This window comes from Natronococcus sp. A-GB7 (assembly GCF_029688865.1).
Taxonomy (GTDB): Archaea; Halobacteriota; Halobacteria; order Halobacteriales; family Natrialbaceae; genus Natronococcus.
In genome coordinates this window covers 37,220-56,550 of sequence record NZ_JARUKV010000015.1, presented here as the reverse complement: position 1 = coordinate 56,550, position 19,331 = coordinate 37,220, and the positions used below count along the sequence as shown (strand labels likewise).

At 66.2% G+C, this 19,331-nt stretch carries 23 protein-coding genes and 1 tRNA gene; 14 read left to right on the top strand and 10 right to left on the bottom strand.

Features of this window, described 5'->3' with window-relative positions; all coding sequences use genetic code 11:
- A complete protein-coding gene (locus QA609_RS14455) occupies nucleotides 1-516 on the top strand; it encodes a metallophosphoesterase (protein ID WP_278303322.1) in 516 nt (171 codons plus the stop codon).
- A 311-nt stretch (nucleotides 517-827) separates the two neighbouring features.
- A complete protein-coding gene (locus QA609_RS14450; protein ID WP_005554633.1) occupies nucleotides 828-959 on the top strand; it encodes a hypothetical protein in 132 nt (43 codons plus the stop codon).
- 1 nt (nucleotide 960) lies between these two features.
- Here the strand turns inward: QA609_RS14450 and QA609_RS14445 are convergent, their stop codons facing one another.
- Entirely contained in the window at nucleotides 961-1,977 is a 1,017-nt protein-coding gene (locus QA609_RS14445; protein WP_278303321.1) for a low specificity L-threonine aldolase, read from the bottom strand.
- A gap of 86 nt (nucleotides 1,978-2,063) precedes the next feature.
- Between QA609_RS14445 and QA609_RS14440 the strand changes: the two genes are divergently transcribed.
- From QA609_RS14440 to QA609_RS14430, 3 genes are all read left to right on the top strand, one after another.
- Nucleotides 2,064-2,261: a hypothetical protein gene (locus QA609_RS14440; protein ID WP_278303320.1), complete on the top strand. Its 198-nt coding sequence runs from the start codon at nucleotides 2,064-2,066 to the stop codon at nucleotides 2,259-2,261.
- Between the two features lie 58 nt (nucleotides 2,262-2,319).
- A complete protein-coding gene (locus QA609_RS14435; protein ID WP_278303319.1) occupies nucleotides 2,320-3,423 on the top strand; it encodes an aminopeptidase in 1,104 nt (367 codons plus the stop codon).
- A gap of 280 nt (nucleotides 3,424-3,703) precedes the next feature.
- Nucleotides 3,704-4,117, top strand: a complete 414-nt coding sequence (locus tag QA609_RS14430; protein ID WP_278303318.1) for a universal stress protein — start codon at nucleotides 3,704-3,706, stop codon at nucleotides 4,115-4,117.
- A 9-nt stretch (nucleotides 4,118-4,126) separates the two neighbouring features.
- Here QA609_RS14430 and QA609_RS14425 read toward each other — a convergent pair whose 3' ends face one another.
- Nucleotides 4,127-4,618, bottom strand: a complete 492-nt coding sequence (locus tag QA609_RS14425) for a hypothetical protein (RefSeq protein ID WP_278303317.1) — start codon at nucleotides 4,616-4,618, stop codon at nucleotides 4,127-4,129.
- A gap of 295 nt (nucleotides 4,619-4,913) precedes the next feature.
- Here QA609_RS14425 and QA609_RS14420 point away from each other — a divergent pair, with 295 nt between their 5' ends.
- The gene (locus QA609_RS14420) at nucleotides 4,914-5,999 is read left to right on the top strand and encodes a glutamate--cysteine ligase (protein WP_278303316.1); all 1,086 of its coding nucleotides are present in this window, start codon (nucleotides 4,914-4,916) and stop codon (nucleotides 5,997-5,999) included.
- 39 nt (nucleotides 6,000-6,038) lie between these two features.
- Here the strand turns inward: QA609_RS14420 and QA609_RS14415 are convergent, their stop codons facing one another.
- From QA609_RS14415 to QA609_RS14405, 3 genes are all read right to left on the bottom strand, one after another.
- Complete coding sequence (locus QA609_RS14415; RefSeq protein WP_278303315.1) at nucleotides 6,039-7,220, bottom strand: C45 family autoproteolytic acyltransferase/hydolase; 1,182 nt, start codon at nucleotides 7,218-7,220, stop codon at nucleotides 6,039-6,041.
- Between the two features lie 443 nt (nucleotides 7,221-7,663).
- Nucleotides 7,664-7,738, bottom strand: a tRNA-Arg gene (locus QA609_RS14410).
- A 229-nt stretch (nucleotides 7,739-7,967) separates the two neighbouring features.
- Entirely contained in the window at nucleotides 7,968-8,348 is a 381-nt protein-coding gene (locus QA609_RS14405; protein WP_278303314.1) for a hypothetical protein, read from the bottom strand.
- A 418-nt stretch (nucleotides 8,349-8,766) separates the two neighbouring features.
- On the opposite strand from QA609_RS14405, the gene QA609_RS14400 reads away from it, so the two are divergent.
- Nucleotides 8,767-9,354 (top strand): AAA family ATPase, encoded by a 588-nt coding sequence (locus QA609_RS14400; RefSeq protein WP_278303313.1) that lies wholly within the window; start codon nucleotides 8,767-8,769, stop codon nucleotides 9,352-9,354.
- Nucleotides 9,351-9,764, top strand: coding sequence for an RNA-binding domain-containing protein (locus QA609_RS14395; RefSeq protein ID WP_278303312.1), 414 nt, complete (start codon nucleotides 9,351-9,353; stop codon nucleotides 9,762-9,764). The genes QA609_RS14400 and QA609_RS14395 overlap by 4 nt, the downstream gene beginning before the upstream one ends.
- Nucleotides 9,765-9,767: 3 nt before the next feature.
- On the opposite strand, the gene QA609_RS14390 is transcribed toward QA609_RS14395, so the two are convergent.
- A complete protein-coding gene (locus QA609_RS14390) occupies nucleotides 9,768-10,718 on the bottom strand; it encodes a hypothetical protein (RefSeq protein WP_278303311.1) in 951 nt (316 codons plus the stop codon).
- 80 nt (nucleotides 10,719-10,798) lie between these two features.
- Entirely contained in the window at nucleotides 10,799-12,199 is a 1,401-nt protein-coding gene (locus tag QA609_RS14385) for a signal recognition particle protein Srp54 (RefSeq protein WP_278303310.1), read from the bottom strand.
- A 236-nt stretch (nucleotides 12,200-12,435) separates the two neighbouring features.
- Between QA609_RS14385 and QA609_RS14380 the strand changes: the two genes are divergently transcribed.
- The gene (locus tag QA609_RS14380) at nucleotides 12,436-12,654 is read left to right on the top strand and encodes a hypothetical protein (protein ID WP_278303309.1); all 219 of its coding nucleotides are present in this window, start codon (nucleotides 12,436-12,438) and stop codon (nucleotides 12,652-12,654) included.
- A 48-nt stretch (nucleotides 12,655-12,702) separates the two neighbouring features.
- On the opposite strand, the gene QA609_RS14375 is transcribed toward QA609_RS14380, so the two are convergent.
- Complete coding sequence (locus QA609_RS14375) at nucleotides 12,703-13,014, bottom strand: hypothetical protein (RefSeq protein ID WP_278303308.1); 312 nt, start codon at nucleotides 13,012-13,014, stop codon at nucleotides 12,703-12,705.
- A gap of 184 nt (nucleotides 13,015-13,198) precedes the next feature.
- On the opposite strand from QA609_RS14375, the gene QA609_RS14370 reads away from it, so the two are divergent.
- Together QA609_RS14370 and QA609_RS14365 are read left to right on the top strand one after the other, a co-directional pair.
- Complete coding sequence (locus tag QA609_RS14370; protein ID WP_278303307.1) at nucleotides 13,199-13,417, top strand: hypothetical protein; 219 nt, start codon at nucleotides 13,199-13,201, stop codon at nucleotides 13,415-13,417.
- Nucleotides 13,418-13,484: 67 nt separating this feature from the next.
- On the top strand, nucleotides 13,485-15,104 hold the full coding sequence (locus tag QA609_RS14365; protein WP_278303306.1) for an ATP-binding protein: 1,620 nt from the start codon (nucleotides 13,485-13,487) through the stop codon (nucleotides 15,102-15,104).
- On the opposite strand, the gene QA609_RS14360 is transcribed toward QA609_RS14365, so the two are convergent.
- Complete coding sequence (locus QA609_RS14360; protein ID WP_278303305.1) at nucleotides 15,105-15,902, bottom strand: sulfurtransferase; 798 nt, start codon at nucleotides 15,900-15,902, stop codon at nucleotides 15,105-15,107.
- A 271-nt stretch (nucleotides 15,903-16,173) separates the two neighbouring features.
- On the opposite strand from QA609_RS14360, the gene QA609_RS14355 reads away from it, so the two are divergent.
- From QA609_RS14355 to QA609_RS14345, 3 genes are all read left to right on the top strand, one after another.
- Nucleotides 16,174-17,034 carry a sulfurtransferase gene (locus QA609_RS14355; protein WP_278303304.1) on the top strand — a complete coding sequence of 287 codons (861 nt, stop codon included), beginning with the start codon at nucleotides 16,174-16,176 and terminating at the stop codon, nucleotides 17,032-17,034.
- A gap of 9 nt (nucleotides 17,035-17,043) precedes the next feature.
- A complete protein-coding gene (locus QA609_RS14350) occupies nucleotides 17,044-17,673 on the top strand; it encodes a rubrerythrin family protein (RefSeq protein ID WP_278303303.1) in 630 nt (209 codons plus the stop codon).
- Between the two features lie 99 nt (nucleotides 17,674-17,772).
- Nucleotides 17,773-18,486, top strand: coding sequence for a DUF2270 domain-containing protein (locus QA609_RS14345; RefSeq protein WP_278303302.1), 714 nt, complete (start codon nucleotides 17,773-17,775; stop codon nucleotides 18,484-18,486).
- Nucleotides 18,487-18,498: 12 nt separating this feature from the next.
- On the opposite strand, the gene thiM is transcribed toward QA609_RS14345, so the two are convergent.
- Nucleotides 18,499-19,329, bottom strand: coding sequence for a hydroxyethylthiazole kinase (gene thiM / locus QA609_RS14340; RefSeq protein WP_278303301.1), 831 nt, complete (start codon nucleotides 19,327-19,329; stop codon nucleotides 18,499-18,501).
- Nucleotides 19,330-19,331 lie beyond the last annotated feature (2 nt).

The following is a 19,331-nucleotide window of genomic DNA, read 5'->3' as shown; positions in this document are numbered from 1 at the left end:
ATGATCGCGATCTTCTCGGACACTCACAGCAGCGACGGCCACGAACTCGAGGGCGAAGCCCTCGAGGCCGCCCGGAACGCCGAGACGGTGATCCACGCCGGCGACTTCACCAGCACGGCGGCGCTCGAGGCCTTTCGAGACGAGTGCGGTCGGCTGTTCGCCGTCCACGGCAACGCCGACAGCGCCGCGGTCCGGGACCGCCTGCCGACGGCACGCACGGTCGAGGCCGAGGGGGTTCGCTTCGCCGTCACCCACCGACGCGAGGGCGGCGCGACCGGGCTGGCGATGTTCGGCCGCTCGCGGGACGCCGACGTCGTCGTCTCGGGACACAGCCACCGACCGACCGTCGTCGAAACCGACGACGTGATCCTGCTCAATCCCGGCAGCCACGCCCAGCCCCGCGGGAATCGGCCGGGCTTCGCCGTGCTCGAGCGCGACGGCGATGGACTCTCGGGTGAGGTTCGGCAACCGGACGGAACCGTCCTCGAGACGATCAGCGTCGCGACTCAGCGGTGAGAACGAAAGAGGGGATCGCCGACGGGGTGATCGGCGCCAGCGGGATCGCGTCGCGATCCCCGCGAATCGCCCGTCCGATGGTCCAGCGAGCCGCCGAACGGGCCTCCGGCACAGCGGAGGGAAGTCGGCCGGAGCGGCCTCGGACCGACGGGCAGACGATCGGGCACCGAGGCCTACCGTCGCTACGGACCGCTGTCCAATATAGTCGATGCAAGCTGAAAGGTCGATTTTAGCTACCTTTAGTTCTCCACTATCGTATAAGTAACAAAACGTCGAAACGGTTTTGCGGGCCGACGCTGTACCGCTCGGGTATGGTTAGTCTCGTCCCCGACGATCCGGTCATCATCGCGATCGTCCTGATCCTGCTCGCGCTGATCTTCTTCACCTACCTGCTGTTGCGCCGGACGATCCTCGAGTTCCGAGACGGGATGGAAGGACGGTAGGCTACTCGAGGCGCTCGGCGACCAGCTCGACTGCGTTCTCGACGTCGTTTCGCGAGACGCAGCGGTGCGTACAGAACCGCAGCGTGGTCTCGCCGAACGCCGACGCCCGAACGTCCTTGCCCAGTCGCTCGAGGACGCCCTCGCTCGCCAGGCCGAGCCCCGAGACATCGACGAGGACGATGTTCGTCTCCGGCTGCTGTACCTCCAGCCCCTCGATCTCGCCGAGCCCGTCGGCCAACAGACGAGCGTTCTCGTGGTCCGTCTCGAGGTCCGCGACGTTCTCGAGGGCCCGCAGCCCGGGCGCGGCGACGATCCCGGCCTGGCGCATCCCGCCGCCGAACAGCTTGCGTACCCGGCGGGCCCGTTCGATAAACTCCTCGGGGCCTGCGAGCATCGAGCCGACCGGGGCGCCGAGCCCCTTCGAGAGACAGAACATGACCGAGTCGACGGGGTCGGTGAGCTCGGTGACCGGAACGTCGAGCGCCGTCGCGGCGTTGAAGATCCGCGCACCGTCGACGTGGACCGGAACGTCGCGATCGTGTGCGGCGTCGGCCGCGGCTTCGATCTTCTCGGGTTCGATAGCGAGGCCGCCGCGGGCGTTGTGGGTGTTCTCGAGGCAGAGCAAGCCGGTTCCCGGACGGTGCAGGTCTTCCGCGACGTAGCTCGCGTCGACCTGCTCGGGCGTCGGCACGCCACGCGGATCGGCGTCGAGCATTCGCACTTGCAGTCCCGCGAGCTGGGCGAGCCCCCCGAGTTCGTACTTGACAACGTGGCTCTTACGGTCGGCGAGCACCTCCTGGCCGCGCTCGGTGTGAACCCGCGCGGCGATCTGGTTGCCCATCGTTCCCGTCGGTACGTACAGCGCGGCCTCCGTACCGATCCGTTCGGCCGCACGGGCCTCGAGGTCGTTCACCGTCGGGTCCTCGCCGTAGACGTCGTCCCCGACCTCGGCCCCGGCAGCTGCGTCCCGCATCTCGTCGTCGGGTTTCGTTACGGTGTCCGAGCGCAGATCGATCATGAAACCGGGTAGCCGGCGGACCGTCAAATAGCCGACGTTCCCACGTCGGTGACAAGATATGTACCGGCGGTCCGCTATCGTCCGACATGGACGTACGGCAACTCCTCACCACGCTTCGGCTCGCTGCCGTCGTACTCGTCGTGACCGGGTTCGTCGGCTGGGCGACGGGCGAGGCGAACGCCTTCTCGCTCGAGTCGCCGTTCACCCTGATTTTCCTGCTGGGAGTCGCCTGTGCGGTCGCCTCGATCTACTTCGGGATCTTCCTGGTGAACCGAGAGGAATGACCGACGGAAGGGGTTTCGATTCGAAAATGATATTCCGAAGCGACGAGAATCGTGACACATGGACCCACGCATCCGCGAACACGCCGAGATCATCGCGAACCACTCCGTCGATCTCCAGGAGGGCGACAACGTCGTCGTCGACGCCCACCCCGTCGCCGAGGATCTGGTCGTCGCCCTCCACGAGGTGATCGGCGATCGCGGAGCGAACCCGATCACGACCAGCCAGCGAACCGGCAAACGCCAACAGCGCGCCTATCTCCGCGCAGCCGAAGGCGAGTTCGAGACGCCCGAACACGAGCTCGCGCTGATCGAGCACACCGACGTCTACATCGCGATTCGGGCCACCGACAACGTCACCCAGACCAGCGACGTCGACCCCGAAACCCAGGCGGCCCACCGACAGGCCCACCAGCCGATCCTCGAGGAACGGCTCTCGACCCGCTGGTGTCTCACGCAGTTCCCCGCGCCCGCGAACGCCCAGCTCGCCGAGATGAGCACCGAGGCCTACGAGGGGTTCGTCTGGGACGCCGTCAACAAGGACTGGGAGGCCCAGCGCGAACACCAGGCAAACATGGTCGAGCTGATGGACGCCGGCGAGGAGATTCGCATCGTCAGCGGCGAGACGACCGACGTCACGATGTCGATCGACGGCAATCCGACGATCAACGACCACGGCGAGCACAACCTCCCCGGCGGCGAAGTCTTCACCGCTCCCCAGCCCGACTCCGTCGAGGGCGAGGTGCTGTTCGATATGCCGCTGTACCACCAAGGCCGGGAGATCACGGACGTCTCCCTCGAGTTCGAGGGCGGCGAGGTCGTCTCGCACTCGGCGGCGAAAAACGAGGACGTCCTGACGAACGTCCTCGAGACCGACGACGGCGCCCGCCGGCTGGGCGAGCTCGGGATCGGAATGAACCGTGATATCGACCGGTTCACCTACAACATGCTGTTCGACGAGAAGATGGGCGATACGGTCCACATGGCAGTCGGTCGAGCCTACGACGACACCGTCGGCGAGGACAACGAGGCCAACGAGTCGGCCGTCCACGTCGACATGATCGTCGACATGAGCGAGGACTCCCGGATCGAGATCGACGGCGAGGTCGTCCAGCGGAACGGCACCTTCCGGTTCGAGGACGGGTTCGAGGAAGGCGAGGACTGACCGACGGGAAGTCCTCGGGAACCGAGCGGCGAGTAGCACGAGCCGCGAGGCGTAGCGCGATTCGACGCTCGAGAAGCGAGAACCGCGGTTCGGAACGGCAAGCGCCGCGAGCCGTAGGGGCGGGTTCGAGAACGGCGAGGTACGACTGGAAGGAACTCGAGTCGAAACCGTGCCCTCGAGACCGCCGCGGAGAAGGCAACGTGGGCCGAATCGGTGGATCGAGGACCGCCGGCACGGTTCGTGCATCGCGTTTATGGTTCGGAACTGGGTAGAGTAGCGTATGGCAGTACTCGTCGCATACGACGGTTCGGCGTCGGCACAGAAGGCCGTAGAGTACGCGTTCGACTCCCACGCCGACGAGGAGATCGTCCTGCTGCGCGTCGTCGAGGCCGCGGGCGGCTCGACCGAGGCCGGCGTCGGTCTCCTACGGGAAGCGCTCCGCGACCGAGAGCAAGAAGCCTCGGGTTCCCTCGAGGACGTCACGGAGCCGCTCGACACCGCCGGAATCGAGTTTCGGACCGAGACGGCCGTCGGGAAGCCCGAGCGCGAGGTGGTCGCCTTCGCGGAGGAACACGACGTCGATCACATCGTCATCGGCAGCCACGGTCGCGAGGGCGTCTCCCGCGTCTTGCTCGGCAGCGTCGCCGAGAAGATCGTCCGCCGTGCGCCGGTTCCGGTAACCGTGGTTCGCTGATCCGAGGGGTCAAACGATCTCGAGCTCGCCGAGCTGGATTCGTGGCTGGTGCTCGCAGATGTAGGTCGCCATCTCGTCGGTCGCGGTAAACGCGAGTGTCTCGACGGATCCGACCTCGGCGACGACACCGGTCGCGTACTCCTCGATACGTTCGTCGCCTGCGTCCCAGATCGCCAGGTTGTGTTTGACGTTGTCCCGGTTCTCGACGGTGATCTCGTACGATCTGCCCTCGAACAACACCAGCGTCGGGTTCTCGACGCGATCGATGTGGGGCGGATCGACCCCGACCCAGCCGCCGACGTAGGCGTCGAGGCGAATCTCTGCGACGTCCCGCCACGCGTCGGGGTCGGTGTCGTTCTCGAGCGTTTCGGCCTCCTCGACGATCGGTTCGTCGTCGTTTTCCGATTCCTCCTCGGACCCGACGCAGCCGGCTACGAGGACCGCGCCGGCAGTACCGAGCGTCGAAAGCAGTCTCCGCCTGGTCGTCCCGACTGCGGCCATACTGGAGGAAGGAGCCGAGAGCGAATAAGCCCCGACCTAACGTTCAGGAGCGGACGACCGTCACCGAGAGCGACGGCTCACACTCGAACCCGTACCGCGGCGCAAACCCGGTGCGGAACGATGTAGTTTCCCTTGATATGCAGGCTCAAGCGGTTCACGACGGACTGGCTTAGCCGCCACCCGGAGAGAAAAACGGACGCCGTCCGACGGTTCGTCGGACCGCGCCCGACTGCAGCGCTGGCCCGACGACAACCCGTTCGAGGGCCAAACGACCGCAGCTCAACGGAACCCCCCTATGAAAACCAGCCTCGAGGTGGAGTACTGGGTCGTCGACGACGACGGCGACCTGGTGCCACCCGGACCACTGCTCGACGTTGCGGAAGGAATCGACCCCGAGTTCGTCGAGCCGATGCTCGAGATCAAGACCACCCCCTGCACGTCGATGACCGAACTCCGCGAGGAGTTCCTCGGTCGGATCGAGCGCGTCGTCGACGCGGCACGCGCACGGGACAAGCGGCTCGTTCCGCTGGCGACCCCGCTGTATGCCTCGCCAGCCGAGATACCGTATCGCGAGAAGCGAGGGACCGACCTCCAGCGTCGGATCGTGGGACCGACGTTCGACGACGCCCGCGTCTGTGCCGGCACCCACATGCACTTCGAACAGTCGAACGTCGCCGATCAGCTCAATGCCCTGACGGCGATCGACCCCGCGTTCGCCCTCGTCAACAGTTCGTCGCACTACCGCGGCGAGCGGATCGCCGCGTGTGCACGCCCCTACCTCTATCGGCGTTCGTGTTACGACGCCTGTCCGGAGCAGGGCCAGCTCTGGCCCTACGTCGACGGCGTCGGCGAGTGGGAGCAACGCCTCGAGAACGCCTACGAGAAGTTCCGCGAGCGCGCCCTCGAGCGGGGCGTCGAGCCGGACGAGTTCAACGACGAGTTCGATCCCTATGACGCGGTCTGGACCCCCGTTCGGCTACGGAAGGCGATGCCGACGGTCGAGTGGCGATCGCCGGACGCGGCCCTGCCGAGTCAGGTGCTTCGGCTGGCAGAGGCGGTTCGGTCGATCGTCACCCACGCGGATGCTCGCGGAACCGTCGTCGACGGCGCCGATCCGTCGGCCGACGCCACTGGCGAAGAGATGTCCCTCCCCGAGTTCGAAACCGTCGAAACGGTTACCGACGCCGCGATCCACGACGGGCTCGAGAGTTCCAGCGTACGACACTACCTCCGAGAGCTGGGCTTTTCCCCCGAGGAGTACGATCCGCTCGCGGATCGATTGCCCGACTCGCGACTGACGAAACGCCGGGCGAAGCGGCTGCGACTCGAGGCCGCGAGACAGCTCGAGGCCGATCTCGACCAGTCGCGCGTTCGCGCCTAAACGCTATTTTGTCGGTTCCAGGCCGACCACGATCGATCGCTACCGTTGCTCGAGCCACCGCCGACCGGTTCGAAGATCGATCGGGATCTCGTCGCCGAACGACCACCGCGTGCGTCGCCCCGTACAGGGGTTCCCCATCGCGACTTCGATCGCCGGCGAACCGCCCTCGAAGACGGCCGCGCTCGCGGTAGTCAGCTGGCCGAACGCGTGGGGCTCGTCCGTTTCGGGTTCCGGATGGCGACAGATCGACTCGTCGCCGGGGCCGTTCTCGTGGTCCTGCGCGACTGCCCACAGCTCGTCTCGGTCGGGATACCCGCTTCCATCGAGCAGGGACAGCGCCCGACGGCGCCGCCTGAGTGAGCTCTCGGTCTCGGTCGACGACGACAGCACGAAGTGGTTCGTTCGCGCGACGACGGGTGCGTCGTCGGCGGCGATTCGCTCGGCGACCGGGTCGACCTCGAGCAAGACGGCGTCGGCTTCGTCGGCGAGAAACAGCGTCTGTCCGCACAGCTGACGGGTCGGGACGGATTCGAGCAGCGACCGAGCCTCCTCGACGGTGGCACACTCCTCCAACAGAACCCGGATTACGGTTCCGTTTCGGAGCTGGTCCTCGGGATCGACATCGGCTCGCTCGCTGTCGATGTAGGTGTTCGCCGCGACCAGTCCCCGATCGTTGACGCCCTTGAAGATCGAGACCGTTCCGCAGGTGTCGACCGTCAGGAATCCGTAGTAGTCGCCGATCGACGGCTGCTCGACGATCGACTTCGGACGGGTTCCTCGGCCCGCGATGTCCCGGTTCTTGAGGACGAGCGGTCCGCTGGATGCCGAGTTGGACCCAGCGTCGGCGGGCGGCTCGGAATCGGACGGCGCGGCGAGCACGTTCGTACACCCCTTCGGGTTCTTCTCGGAGCGCCCTTCCCCGTCGGCCAGCTCCTCGCAGAGCTCCGAGTACGCGAAGACGTACGCCTCGTAGACAGCCGAATCGACGTCGAACGCCGCGGCCATCGCCTCGTACGCCCGGCGGTGGCGATCCGGCAGGCTCTCGCGGCTCCGCCGGGCGTACTCGAGCAGTGACTCGAGTTCGATCCCCTGTTCGTCGATCTCGGATTCGAGTTCGTCGACGGCCCACTCGACGGCCTCTCGCTCGGTTTCCGCGCGCCGTCGGGCCTGTTCGGCGAACGTCTCCGCGCTGGCGACCGTTTCGGCGGTCGGTCCGTTCATACTCGTGACAGCGACTCGAGCGAGTTGTATCGGCGGCCTGCACAGGCGATCGGTACCAGACCGGTCGAGCGAGCCGCGAGAATAGCCCGGGTACTCCCTCGATCGAGAGACAGTGGTGCCGGAACTCGAGGAGGCCGGTACCCCACGCTGGGTCGGAGTCGACGATCGACATATCCTACACAGTTAGGCGTCGTGTCGAGTTTATCCGGTTGTCAAATCGTTCGTGATGATACAACTGGTGGTGACCGGCGGTTTCGGGCGCACCCCGGGACGCCACGATCCGCGCTCGACGCGATCGGACGCTGCGGCTGGCGGACTTCGGTTCGTCGCTCGCTCTACACGTCGCAAAATTAGCGGACACGATGGGATTTGAACCACGGCCACAGCGAAGCTGTTCCCTGATTCGAATCCCACGTGCCGGTTCGCTCACTTCGTTCGCTGCACGGGCACGATGGGATTTGAACCCACGACCGTCGGATTAGAAGTCCGACGCTCTTTCCGGACTGAGCTACGTGCCCTCGAGTACGAGTCGTCCATCGAGCGATATAAGCGGTTGGGATTCGGCTGCCTGGAAGAAGCGTGCGGATAGCGACCACCACGTCGCCCCGCTGTCGTGACACACCATGGTTCCCGGCGATCGAACCTCGTGCCGGGTACTCGCGATACACGAGCGGCTATCGGCTCGAGCGGCTTGAAGGTCGAAAAGGGAAAGACCCAAACTGACGTCAGCCCACTGCGTCAGCCTGTTCAGTCGTCCCCGAGACCGTCGTCGTCCTCGTCGTCGTCCATGGCGTCGTCATCGTCGTCCATGGCGTCGTCGTCTTCGAGGCCGTCGTCCTCGTCATCCATGGCGTCGTCGTCTTCGAGGTCGTCGTCCTCGTCGTCCATGGCGTCGTCATCGTCTTCCATGGCGTCGTCGTCCTCGTCATCCATGGCATCGTCATCGTCTTCGAGGTCGTCGTCCTCGTCGTCCATGGCGTCGTCATCGTCTTCGAGGTCGTCGTCCTCGTCGTCCATGCCGTTCTCGTCGTCCATCCCGTTCTCGTCGTCCATCCCGTTCTCGTCGGGATCGTCCTCGAGATCGTCGTCCTCTTCGTCGTCGGCACAGCCAGCGATTGCCGCAACCATACCAGCACCGACTGCCATCGTGAATTTCCGTCTATCGAGTTTTGCCATAGTACGCGTCTGTTCCGAAGACCGGGCTAGTAAATAACGGGTACACTCCGTTTCGACGGTTGGTTTCGATTTAAATGAGTTCTGAGCTGACCAGTCCGACTGGATAAACGGTTGCGAACACGCCCGCTGTTTCGCAACTGAAAGCACGACCGGTCCCCGTTCCGACTCCGCTGGCCGTTCTGAGGACCGTGATTTCCCTCCGAGGAGCGCTGTGCTCCCGCGGGATGGGAACGTAACGGATGACCTACACTGGTTCATAATGAGGTTGTTTCACAGCAACCGGGGTCGAAGTCCGTGGTCGACTGCGGGTTTCGATCGATCCTCGCGACGAACACAGCCCTTATGCACGTCTCGACGGTACGTTCGTCCGATGCACGTCATCGGAACGGTGGGACTGCCCGGAAGCGGCAAGGGCGAGGCCGCCACCGTCGCGCGCGAGGAAGGAATTCCCGTCGTGACGATGGGCGACGTCGTCCGCCAGGAGACGGCCGACCGCGGGTTGGATCCCGCCAAAGACCACGGGGGCGTCGCCCAGGCGCTGCGCGAGGAGAACGGTCCGGCGGCGATCGCCGAACGCTCGCTGCCGATGATCGACGACCGCCTCGAGGACCACGAGGCCGTACTGGTCGACGGACTCCGATCGGACGTCGAGGTCGACACCTTCGAGGGGCGGTTCGGCGAGTCGTTTACGCTCGTCAGCATCGAAGCGCCCTTCGACGTGCGAGCCGAACGGATCGACGCGCGCGGGCGGGACGCCGGCGCGAACGACGGCGGCGAACCCCTCGAGAAACGCGACGAGCGCGAGCGCGGATTCGGGATGGACGACGCGATGGATCGTGCCGACGTCGTCATCGAGAACACCGACTCGCTCGAGGCGTTTCACGGGCGAATCCGGACGATCATCCGCGAGGAAGCGGGCGAGAGCGACGAGCAGGAAACCGAACCCTACCAGCCATGAGCCAGATCTACAGCGTCGACGTCGAGATCACCGCACCAGTGTACGACACCGAGGTAACGAGCCGCGTCGCCGACGCCGTTACGAACGTCTTTCCGAACGCCGACCTCGAGGAGGAGTTCGGCGAGATCAGAGGCGAGGTCCACTCGCTGGATCACTTCTCGGAGCTGCTCCACCGACAGGAGATCTTAGACACCGCCCGCGGAGAGTTCTTCGGGAATCGGGAGGGTGACGCCTTCTCGTTCACGCTGAAAAAGCAGGCGGCGTTCGAGGATCGGGTCAACTTCTCGGTCGGCGAACCGGACGAGCTCGGCGAGATCGCCGTCCGTGTTCGCGTTCACGAACCCGACGTAGAGAGCTACGTCGACCACATCGCTCCCCCGACCGAAGACGGCCGGCCCGTCGACGCCTGACGGTCAGACCGAGTCGGCCGCTTCCAGCTCCGCTTCGGCGTCGTCCCGACTGTTGCGAGCCGTCACCGGGTCGCGCTCGAGGGTCGCGCCGGTCGCCGCGACGAACCCCGCCGCGGCCCGCTCGAGGTGAGCGGTTCGACGGAGTTCCGTCTCGAACCGCGAGTCGAGAGTTGCGGGCGCCCGCGGTTGCCCGTCCTCGAGCCGTTTCGTCGCCGCCTCGAACGTCCGTTCGGCCTCTCTGAACGCCTCTCGGGCGCGTTCGTGCTCGCCGTCCTCGGAGCGCTCCCGGCCGCACTCGAGGGATTCGTACCCCTCGATCGTCGCCTCGAAACCCGCCACCAGCGCCGCCAGCGCCCCGACGACGTCCTCGAGTTTCGCCACCCCTGGCTCGAGTTCGGCAGGGTCGACCACCGACCGTGCCGTCAGCCGATCGGCGTCGAGCGCGTCGAGCCCCGCAACTGCCTCCTCGAGGCGATCGTCCGCGCCGTCGACCCGGTCGTCCAGGTCGCCGACGGTGGCGGCCGCGTTCTCGAGCCGGCGTTCCGCCATCGCGTCGGGGATCGTCTCCGCGTCCGTCTCGAGGCCGTCGTCGGTGACGGTTTCGGCGACCGCGAGCAGCGCCTCGAGGACCGCCGCGTAGGCTCGGAGCTCGTCGACGTCGTCTTCGCCAGCTTCGGCGGCGTCCTCGAGTGACTCCCGGGCAGTCGCGAGCAGGGTCTCGGCGCCGCTCGGATCGAACTCCCCGTTTTCGAGGTTCGAATCGGCCTCGAACGCGTAAGTGGCCTCGTTCAGCCGGCCGGCCGACCGGGCGAGCGCGCGCTCCCCGGATCGGTCCGCGACCTCGAGGTCGTCGGCGTCCGAGCCGGTGGCCGCGTCGACCCGATCGAAACAGCCCGCGAGGGCGGAACTACACCCGAACGCGAGCGCGGCGCCGAGGTACTGACGGCGATCCATTCGACTCCGACTATACTACTAAGATATAATGAGTTTACTGGCAGGAAACAATCGGTGGGATGCTCGAGGGCGAGCGTGACCTATCCGAACGGCCCCATCCCGCCCATGCCGCCGCCACCGCCACCGCCGCCGCCCTGTTGCATCTGTTGCATCATCCGCTGCATCTCCTTGTCCGAGCCCATTCCCTGGAACTGCTTGATCGTGCGCTCCATCATCTTGTACTGCTGGAGCAGCTCCCGGACCTGGTCCTCGCTCGTCCCCGAACCGCGGGCGATGCGCTCGATCTGGTCGGCGCCGATCGCCTTTGGGTACTCCTTTTCGGTGTCGGTCATCGAGTCCATGATGACGCTGAACGTACGCATGCGCTCCTGGGTGACGTCCATCGCGTCGTCGGGGAGCTGGTCCTTGATCCCACCACCGAAGCCGGGGATCATGTCCATGACCTGGTCGAGGGGCCCCATGTTGTTCATCGCCTCCATCTGTTTTTGCATGTCGTTGAGGGTGAACTGCCCCGTCAGCATATCCTCGGGATCCCACTCCTCGTCGTCCTCGATGTCGGTCTGTTGCATCGCCCGCTCGACGCGCTCGGCGAGCTGACCGAGGTCGCCCATCCCCAGCAGCCGGGAGATGAAGCCGTCGGGCTCGAACCGCTCGACGTCCTGGACCTCCTCGCCGGTCCCCAGGAAGGCGATCGAGGAGTCGGTCTGGTCGACCGCCGTCAGTGCCCCTCCGCCTTTGGCGGTCCCGTCGAGCTTGGTGATGACGACGCCGTCGATACCGATCGACTCGTCGAACTGCTGGGCCTGCTCCTTCGCGCCCTGCCCGATCGCCGCGTCTAACACGAGCAGGGACTTGTCGGGTTCGACCGTATCCTCGATCTCCTCGATCTCGTCGATCAGGTCGTCCTCGAGGGCGTGCCGTCCGGCGGTGTCGACGATGTGGACGTCGGCTTCACTGGTCTCCTCGAGCCCGTTGCGGGCGATCTGGACCGGGTCCTCTGCGTCGGGGTTGCCGTAGAAGTCGACCTCGGCGCGTTCGCACATCTCCTTTGCCTGGTCGTAGGCGCCGGGCCGGAACGTGTCCGTCTGGATGACCGCCGGGCGAAGCCCCTTGGTCGAGAACCACCACGCCATCTTCGCCGCGGACGTGGTCTTCCCGGATCCCTGCAGCCCCGCCAGGAGGATCGTCTGCTCCTCGAGTGGGAGATCCGTCGACTCGCCGATGAGGTCGACCAGTTCCTCGTAGACGATACGGAGGACGAAGTCCCGCGCCGGGGTGCCGGCTGGGGGTTCCTCCTCGAGGGCCCGTTCTTTGATGTTGTCCGACAGCTCCATCACGAGCGAGACGTCGACGTCGGCCGAGAGCAAGGAGCGCTGGATCTCCTTGACGATCTCCTCGATGTCCTCCTCGCTGAGCCGTGACTTCCCGCGGAGTTTGTCGAGCGTGCCCCGCAGAGAACTCCCGAGATCGTCGAGTACCATTTGCTCGGTGTACGTGGCGATGGCGTTAAAGGCTTTTTCTCGACCGCCAGCACGCCAGCTCGTCGCTCACCGTTCCCGTCGGTCGATCGTCGGCGATCGGCGGATCTTGACGTTGCGTACCGACCGAACTCCGCGCGCCCCTCTCGAGGGGAGCCACCGTGAGCGGTTCCGAGCACGACCGGCAGTTCGAACCCGGCGTCGGAGAGTATTTCAGCCGTCCGCCGACAAGATCGGGTATGCCAACCGAACCGGAGATCGACACCGGCCAGTACCCGGCCCTCGAGGGTGCCGACGTCACCGTCCGCCTCGAGGACGGCCTGTACATCGCCGACGACGAGGTAACGGGCGTCTCGAGCCAGGGCCCCTCCGAGGAGGAAGCGATCGCGAACCTCGCGGAAACCGTCGCCACCTACACGGACGGCCAGAGCGACGACACCGGCGACGACTGGCTGTAGCGACGCCGCTGACGAGCCTATCGTCGGCCAAAGCACGAATCAACGGAATCAGAGAAGTGGCGCGACGAGCTGTACCGTCCGAATGAGCGCAGTCGCGACGAACGCCGCCGCAACGAGCGACCACGTCACTCTCGGAGGTACCAGCCGTTGGCCGGTATCATCCGGGATCTCTCGGCCGTTGCGTACGTAGCTCGCGCCGATCGCACCGAGTAGCGCGATCAGAAGCAAACTCAGCACGAGGTCGAACGACGGCGGAAACCCCTCGAGCGCCGGACTGAAGCTGTTAACGAGGAGCGTATCGACGAGCTGGACGGCAGCCAACCAGAGCGCGGCGACGCCGATCATCAGGTCGATACGCATGGGTGCTGTTGGTCGCCCCGACGAGATAGTAGTTCTGGCCTGACAGGCTCGAGCCGGAATCGAACGAGACGAGAGCCGCATTCGTGTCGGCGAACCGCCGTCGAAACGGGCGGCACCGAAATCACCGCTCTCGAGTCGCGTTCGCGAATCCGTTTTCGACGAGCGACCCGACGAACTCGTCCCCGTGGAGGCCGGCGACGTCCGCGTCGCGGTCGGCCGACAGCCGAACACCGACACGCTCGCACTCGAGAACGCGGGCGTCGAGACGGACGACGACTACGTCGAAACCGACGAGTTCCTCGAACGGCTGTCGACAACGTCGCGAACGCGGTCCGCGTTCACCCGGCGCTCTCGGAGGTCGTCTACGAGGCGCTCGACGAGCTGGCCGCAGTTCCGTACTTGACGGCGCCGAACTGGCGGGACGTCGGTGACGAGTGATTTATTTATCATAGCCGCATTACGTATCCAAAATGGGTGAACAATCGGGGTCGACGACCCCGGGCGGCGACGGCGCGGCGCGGACGTACGAGCGGATCACCGACGCGGTGATCGCGCTCGACGGGGAGTTTCGGATTACGTTCTGTAACGCGGGGAGCGAGCGAGTGCTCGGTGAGGGCGAGTCGGAGCTTCGGGGAACGCCGGTTCAGGACGCGATTCCGAACGGCGTCGGCTCGACGGTTCGCGAGGGGTGTGAACACGCGCTGAAAATCCAGGAGTCGATCAGGTTCGAGGAGTACTTCGAGTCGCTCGACGCCTGGTACGAACTTCGCGTCTATCCCGCCGAAACGGCGGTCACGGTACACTTCCGGGACATCACGGACCGAGTTCGTCGGGAGGACCAGCTTCGGCGGCGTGAACGCGCGCTTCAGGACGCCTACGAGGCGCTGGCCGACGCCAATCGACCACTCTCCGAGCAGGTCGAGGGGCTGTTACGTATCGTCCGCGAGACGCTCGGGACGGAGTGTGGAGCGCTCTCGTCGATCCAGGAGAGCACCAACGAGTACACCCTCGAGGCCGTCGACGCGGACGAGGGGATCGCCCTCCAGGCCGGAACGACGGTGCCGCTCGATTCGACGAACTGCCAGCGGGTCGTCACCGCGGGGCGAACGGTGGCGATCGAGGATCTCGAGACCGATGCGCCCGAACTCGGCAAGCGCACCGCCAGCGGGGACGGGGAAGTGGCCTGCTATCTGGGGACGCCGATCTTCGTCGACGGCTCGGTGTACGGGACGTTCTGCTTCTACGATCGGGAGTCCTGTCCCGGGGGATTCTCCGACTGGGAGCAGACGTTCGTCGGGCTGCTCGCGAACTGGATCGGCTACAAGCTCGAACGACAGCGCTACCGAGAGCGCCTCGAGGCCTCGAACGAGCAGTTAGAGCAGTTCGCCTACGCGGCCAGCCACGACCTCCAGGAGCCCCTGCGGATGGTTTCGAGCTACCTCTCGCTGATCCAGCAGCGCTACGAGGAGGAGTTAGACGAGGACGGACAGGAGTTCCTCGCGTTCGCCGTCGACGGCGCAGACCGGATGCGCGAGATGATCGAAGGGTTGCTCGCGTACTCCCGGGTGGAGACCCAGGGCGATCCCTTCGAACCCGTCGACCTCGAGACGGTCCTCGAGGACGTCGTCGACGACCTGCAGTTCAGGCTCGATGAGACCGACGCGACGCTCTCGATCGGCTCGCTGCCCCGGGTACAGGGTGACGACGACCAGCTCCGGCAGGTGTTCCAGAACCTGCTCGAGAACGCGATCGAGTACAGCGGCGACGAGCCGCCGTCGATCCACATTACGGCCGATCGGAAAACTGCGACCGACTCGACCGGCGCCCGTGGCGAGGCCGTCTCGTCCGGGGACGGCAAGTTGGTGATCTCGATCAGCGACGCCGGCATCGGGATCGATCCCGACAACAGAACGCGGGTGTTCGAGGTTTTCGAACGGCTCCACAGCCACGACGCCCACGCCGGAACGGGGATCGGACTGGCGCTCTGTCAGCGGATCGTCGAGCGCCACGGCGGCGAGATCTGGATCCACCCCGACCCCGACGAGGGGACGACGTTCTGTCTCTCCCTTCCGGACGCGTCGATCGAGTGATTACGCCGTCGAGCCGGTTTCGATCTCCCCGTCTGTCGCGAGCCACTCCGTGAGACTGCCCTCGTAGACTGAGACGTCCTCGTACCCCAGTGCCTCGAGCACCGCGTCGGTGTGGCTGATCCGCCTGGCGGTGTTACAGTAGAGAACGATCTCCCGATCGCGGGTAATCCCGCGATCGGCGAACAGCGCCTCGAGCTCCCCGGTGGGTTTCAGCCGTCGCGTCTCGTCGTCGACGGTGCTACGCCAGTCGAACCGGACCGCCCCGGGGAGGTGTGCCTCAGCGTACTCCTCGGGGTCACGGGTGTCGACGAGGACGGCGTCGCCCTCGATGGCAGCTTCCACGCCTGGGCGGTCGACGAACGGGCTCTCGGCGAACGAGAAGGGCATAGCAGTGTAGGCGGTCGGCTCGACCGACGGCGACCCGGACTCGGTCTCGTGCTCGCGGTTCCAGGCGCTGAAGTCGCCGTCGAGCAGCCGGACATCCTCGTGGCCGTAGGCCCGTGCGGTGAGCCGAAAGCGGGCCGCGAAGACACCGTTGCTGTCATCGTAGGCGACGATCGTGTCCTCGGGTTCGATCCCGACCTCGCCGAGCAGTTCCTCGAACGCTTCCCGTCCGGGGAGGGTACCGGGGTCGTCGGCGGTTTCGTCGCGGTAGCTGTCGAAGGGGACGCTCACGGCGCCAGGGACGTGACCGATCCCGTCGTACTCCCAGGCGTCTCGAACGTCGACGACCGCGACGCCGGGATCCTCGAGTCGGGCCGCGAGCCAGTCGGGCGAAACGATGACGGAGTCGTCCATCACTCCCGACCTGTCGCGACGGGCTGGAGTAGCCACCGGTCCCGGCACGTCTCCCCGTCGTACCGAGACCGTGGCAATACTTGCAGCCCCCGTCCGACCGAACGGCGCCATCACCGTACACGTTCCCCCGCTCGGCGCGCGAACCTCGGCTCGAGTCTACGGGGACGTTACAGTCGACCGAGATATCGGAAAGGACTGCCGAAACGGTCTAGCATCGACCGAATTGACCGGTTAGCGCGGCCCTATGTGGTTGTCGGACCACGTGTCGGATATGGCAACCAACGACTACGCCACTGATGCGCTCGTCACGGCCGACTGGGTCGAAGAGCGACTCGAGGAGTTCCAGAGCGACGATCCCGGCCTCCGGCTGGTGGAGGTCGACGTCGACACGGAATCGTACGACGAGGAACACGCCCCCGGCGCGATCGGGTTCAACTGGGAGACCCAACTCCAGGACCAGACCCGACGCGACATCCTCGACAAGGAGGAGTTCGAGGAGCTGCTTGGCAGCCACGGCATCCGCGAGGACTCGACGGTCGTCCTCTACGGCGACAACGCCAACTGGTTCGCCGCCTACGCCTACTGGCAGTTCAAGTACTACGGCCACGACGACGTCTACCTGCTCGACGGCGGCCGGGAGTACTGGCTCGAGAACGACTACCCGACGACCGACGAGGTCCCGTCGTTCCCCGAGGTCGACTACGAGGCCGGCGGTCCGCGCGAGACGATTCGCGCCTACCGCGACGACGTCGAGAAGGCGATCGAACGGGACGTCCCCCTCGTCGACGTCCGCTCGCCCGAGGAGTTCTCCGGCGAGATCCTCGCTCCCCCGGGTCTGCAGGAGACCGCCCAGCGCGGCGGCCACGTCCCCGGCGCGAAAAACATCTCGTGGTCGGCCGTCACGAACGACGACGGTACCTTCAAGAGCCGCGACGAGCTCGAGGAGCTGTACGCCGAGGAGGGGATCGACGGCGACGAGACGACCATCGCCTACTGCCGGATCGGCGAGCGCTCGTCGGTCGCCTGGTTCGCGCTCCACGAACTGCTCGGCTACGAGGACGCCGTCAACTACGACGGCTCCTGGACCGAGTGGGGCAACCTCGTGAACGCGCCGGTCGAGACCGGGGAGTAACGCGCCCCTATGACTGACGTCGAGAGGTTTCTCGAGACCGTCCGCGCGGAGAACGAGACCGAACTGTCGCGGCTCGGCTCCTCGAAGTCGCTGTACGCCGACACGGGCGGCGAGATCGACACCGAACCCGTACTGCGGGCGACCGCCGACGCCGAGTACGCCGCCTGGAAGACCTTCGAAGCCTGGGCCGACGACGAGGCCCACGACGCCGCCCGCGAGGCCTTCGAGGCGACGGCCGCCGAGGAGCGAGCCCACTACGAGACGGTCGCCGAGAAGCTCGACGGCTACGAGCCCGAGACGGTGCCGACCCTCCACGAGTACCTGCGCGGACTCGAGGGCACCGTCGAACGCACCGGCGCGCTCGTCGGTCGGATCCTCGCGAGTCAGCGATCGAAGGACCAGGTCGTCGGCTACTTCGTCGGCGACGCCGACCCCCAGACCGCGGGACTGTTCCGGGAGTTCGGCGACGACCTGGACGATCAGCTCGAGCGCGCGACCGCCCTGCTCGAGGAGGTCTGTGCCGACGAGACTGACCGCGAGCGGGCCGTCGAGACCGCAAGCGGCGCGATCGAGGCCGCCTACGAGGAGTACGTCGCCTCGCTCGAGGAGCTGGGCGCGAACCCGAAGCCGGTCTGCTGAGAGGGAAGCCGACCGTCCGTTCGGACGAACCGAACGATAGGACCGCTCGTGACGGTTGTTGGCTACGGATCTATGCGATTCCTCGTGGATCCGACTCCTATGGAGAGCGACGACGAACACCGAGACAGTCCCCTCGACAGAGGGGACCAGGAGATCGGCGCCGAGATCGCGGCAGATCCCGAGACTCTTCTCTCGGCGCTGCCCCACTACTACCGGGGCGAGGTGACCCAGGCGAGCAGCTCGCAGGATCGGATCGATCAGACGACGAACTGGGCGATCACGGTGCTCGCCGCGTTGCTCTCGGTGGTGTTCTCGAGCCCCGAGATGCCCGCCTACCTGCTGCTGGTCGGCATCCTCGTCCTCTCGACGTTCCTGTGGTACGAGGTTCGTCGCTACCGGTTCTATGACATGTATCGGGCGCGGGTGCGGTTCTTCCAGGAGAACGTCTTCGCGAACGCGCTGAAACCGGTCGGGGTCGAGCACCCACGGTGGCGCGAGGAGCTGAGCGACGACCTCCGGTATCCGACGTTCAAGGTCACCAGCTGGGAGGCGCTGTCCCGGCGGATCCGCCGCATCTACGCGCTCCTGTTCGTCGTTCTCGGCGTCGCGTGGGTCGCGAAAGTGACGCTGTTCACTCCGGAAACCCAGTGGACCGAAGCGGCGGAGCTTCCGGGCGTCCACGGCGCGTTCGTCGCGGCGCTGCTGGGGGCGTTCTACCTCGCCGTGTTCGCCCTCGCGAAGTGGCCCCATACCCGGCGAGCGAAGGGAGAGATCTACGGCGAGGAGCCGGGCGACTGGAAGAACGACGAGTAGCGTCCTCCCGACTTAGTCGAAACGCTCGAGCCGGGACTCGGGGTCGTACTCCGCGACGACCTCGGGGGAGAGGCCGGCCACGGCGTCGAGGAAGTTCGTCCGGTAGCTCGCCGGCCCCTCGTGGGGGAGCTCCGCGGCCCGTTCGCCGGCGATTCCGAACGCGAGCGTGCCGTCTATCGCCGCCCTGTGGGCGTCCTCGAGGGCGCCACAGAACGTCGCGAGCGTCCCGCCGAGCATACAGCCCGTGCCGACGACCTCGCTCAACCGTTCGTGACCCGCCGCGATCCGGGTCGCGCCGTCGGCGTCGGCGACGACGTCCTCGACGCCGGAGGCGACGACGACCGCACCGGTCGACTCGGCGAGGGAGCGAGCCGTCTCCTCGATGGCGTCGTAGTCGCCGACCGACTCGACACCCCTGACCTCGGCTTCGACGCCAGCGAGCGCGCTGATCTCCCCGTAGTTACCCTTGATAACGGCGAACTCGTACTCGGTGAGGAGTTCCTCGGCGACCGCCTCCCGCGTCGGCGTCGAGCCGACCCCGACCGGGTCGAGAACGACCGGGATCCCGCGCTCGTTCGCCGTTGCCGCCGTCTCGCGCATGGCTTCGAGTTTCGACTCGGGAATCTGTCCGGTGTTCAACAGAACCGAACTCGCGAGTTCGGCCATCTCGCCGGCGTCGCCGGGCGAGTCCGCCATCACGGGCAGCCCGTCCCAGTGGAGCGTGAGGTTCGCGACGTCGTTGATCGTCACCTCGTTGGTCAGCGACTGCACCAGCGGCTCGGTTTCGGCGAGCGCCTCGAGTGAGTCCGCGAGCGTCGGCCGGGTCGTATCGGATCTCGTCATGG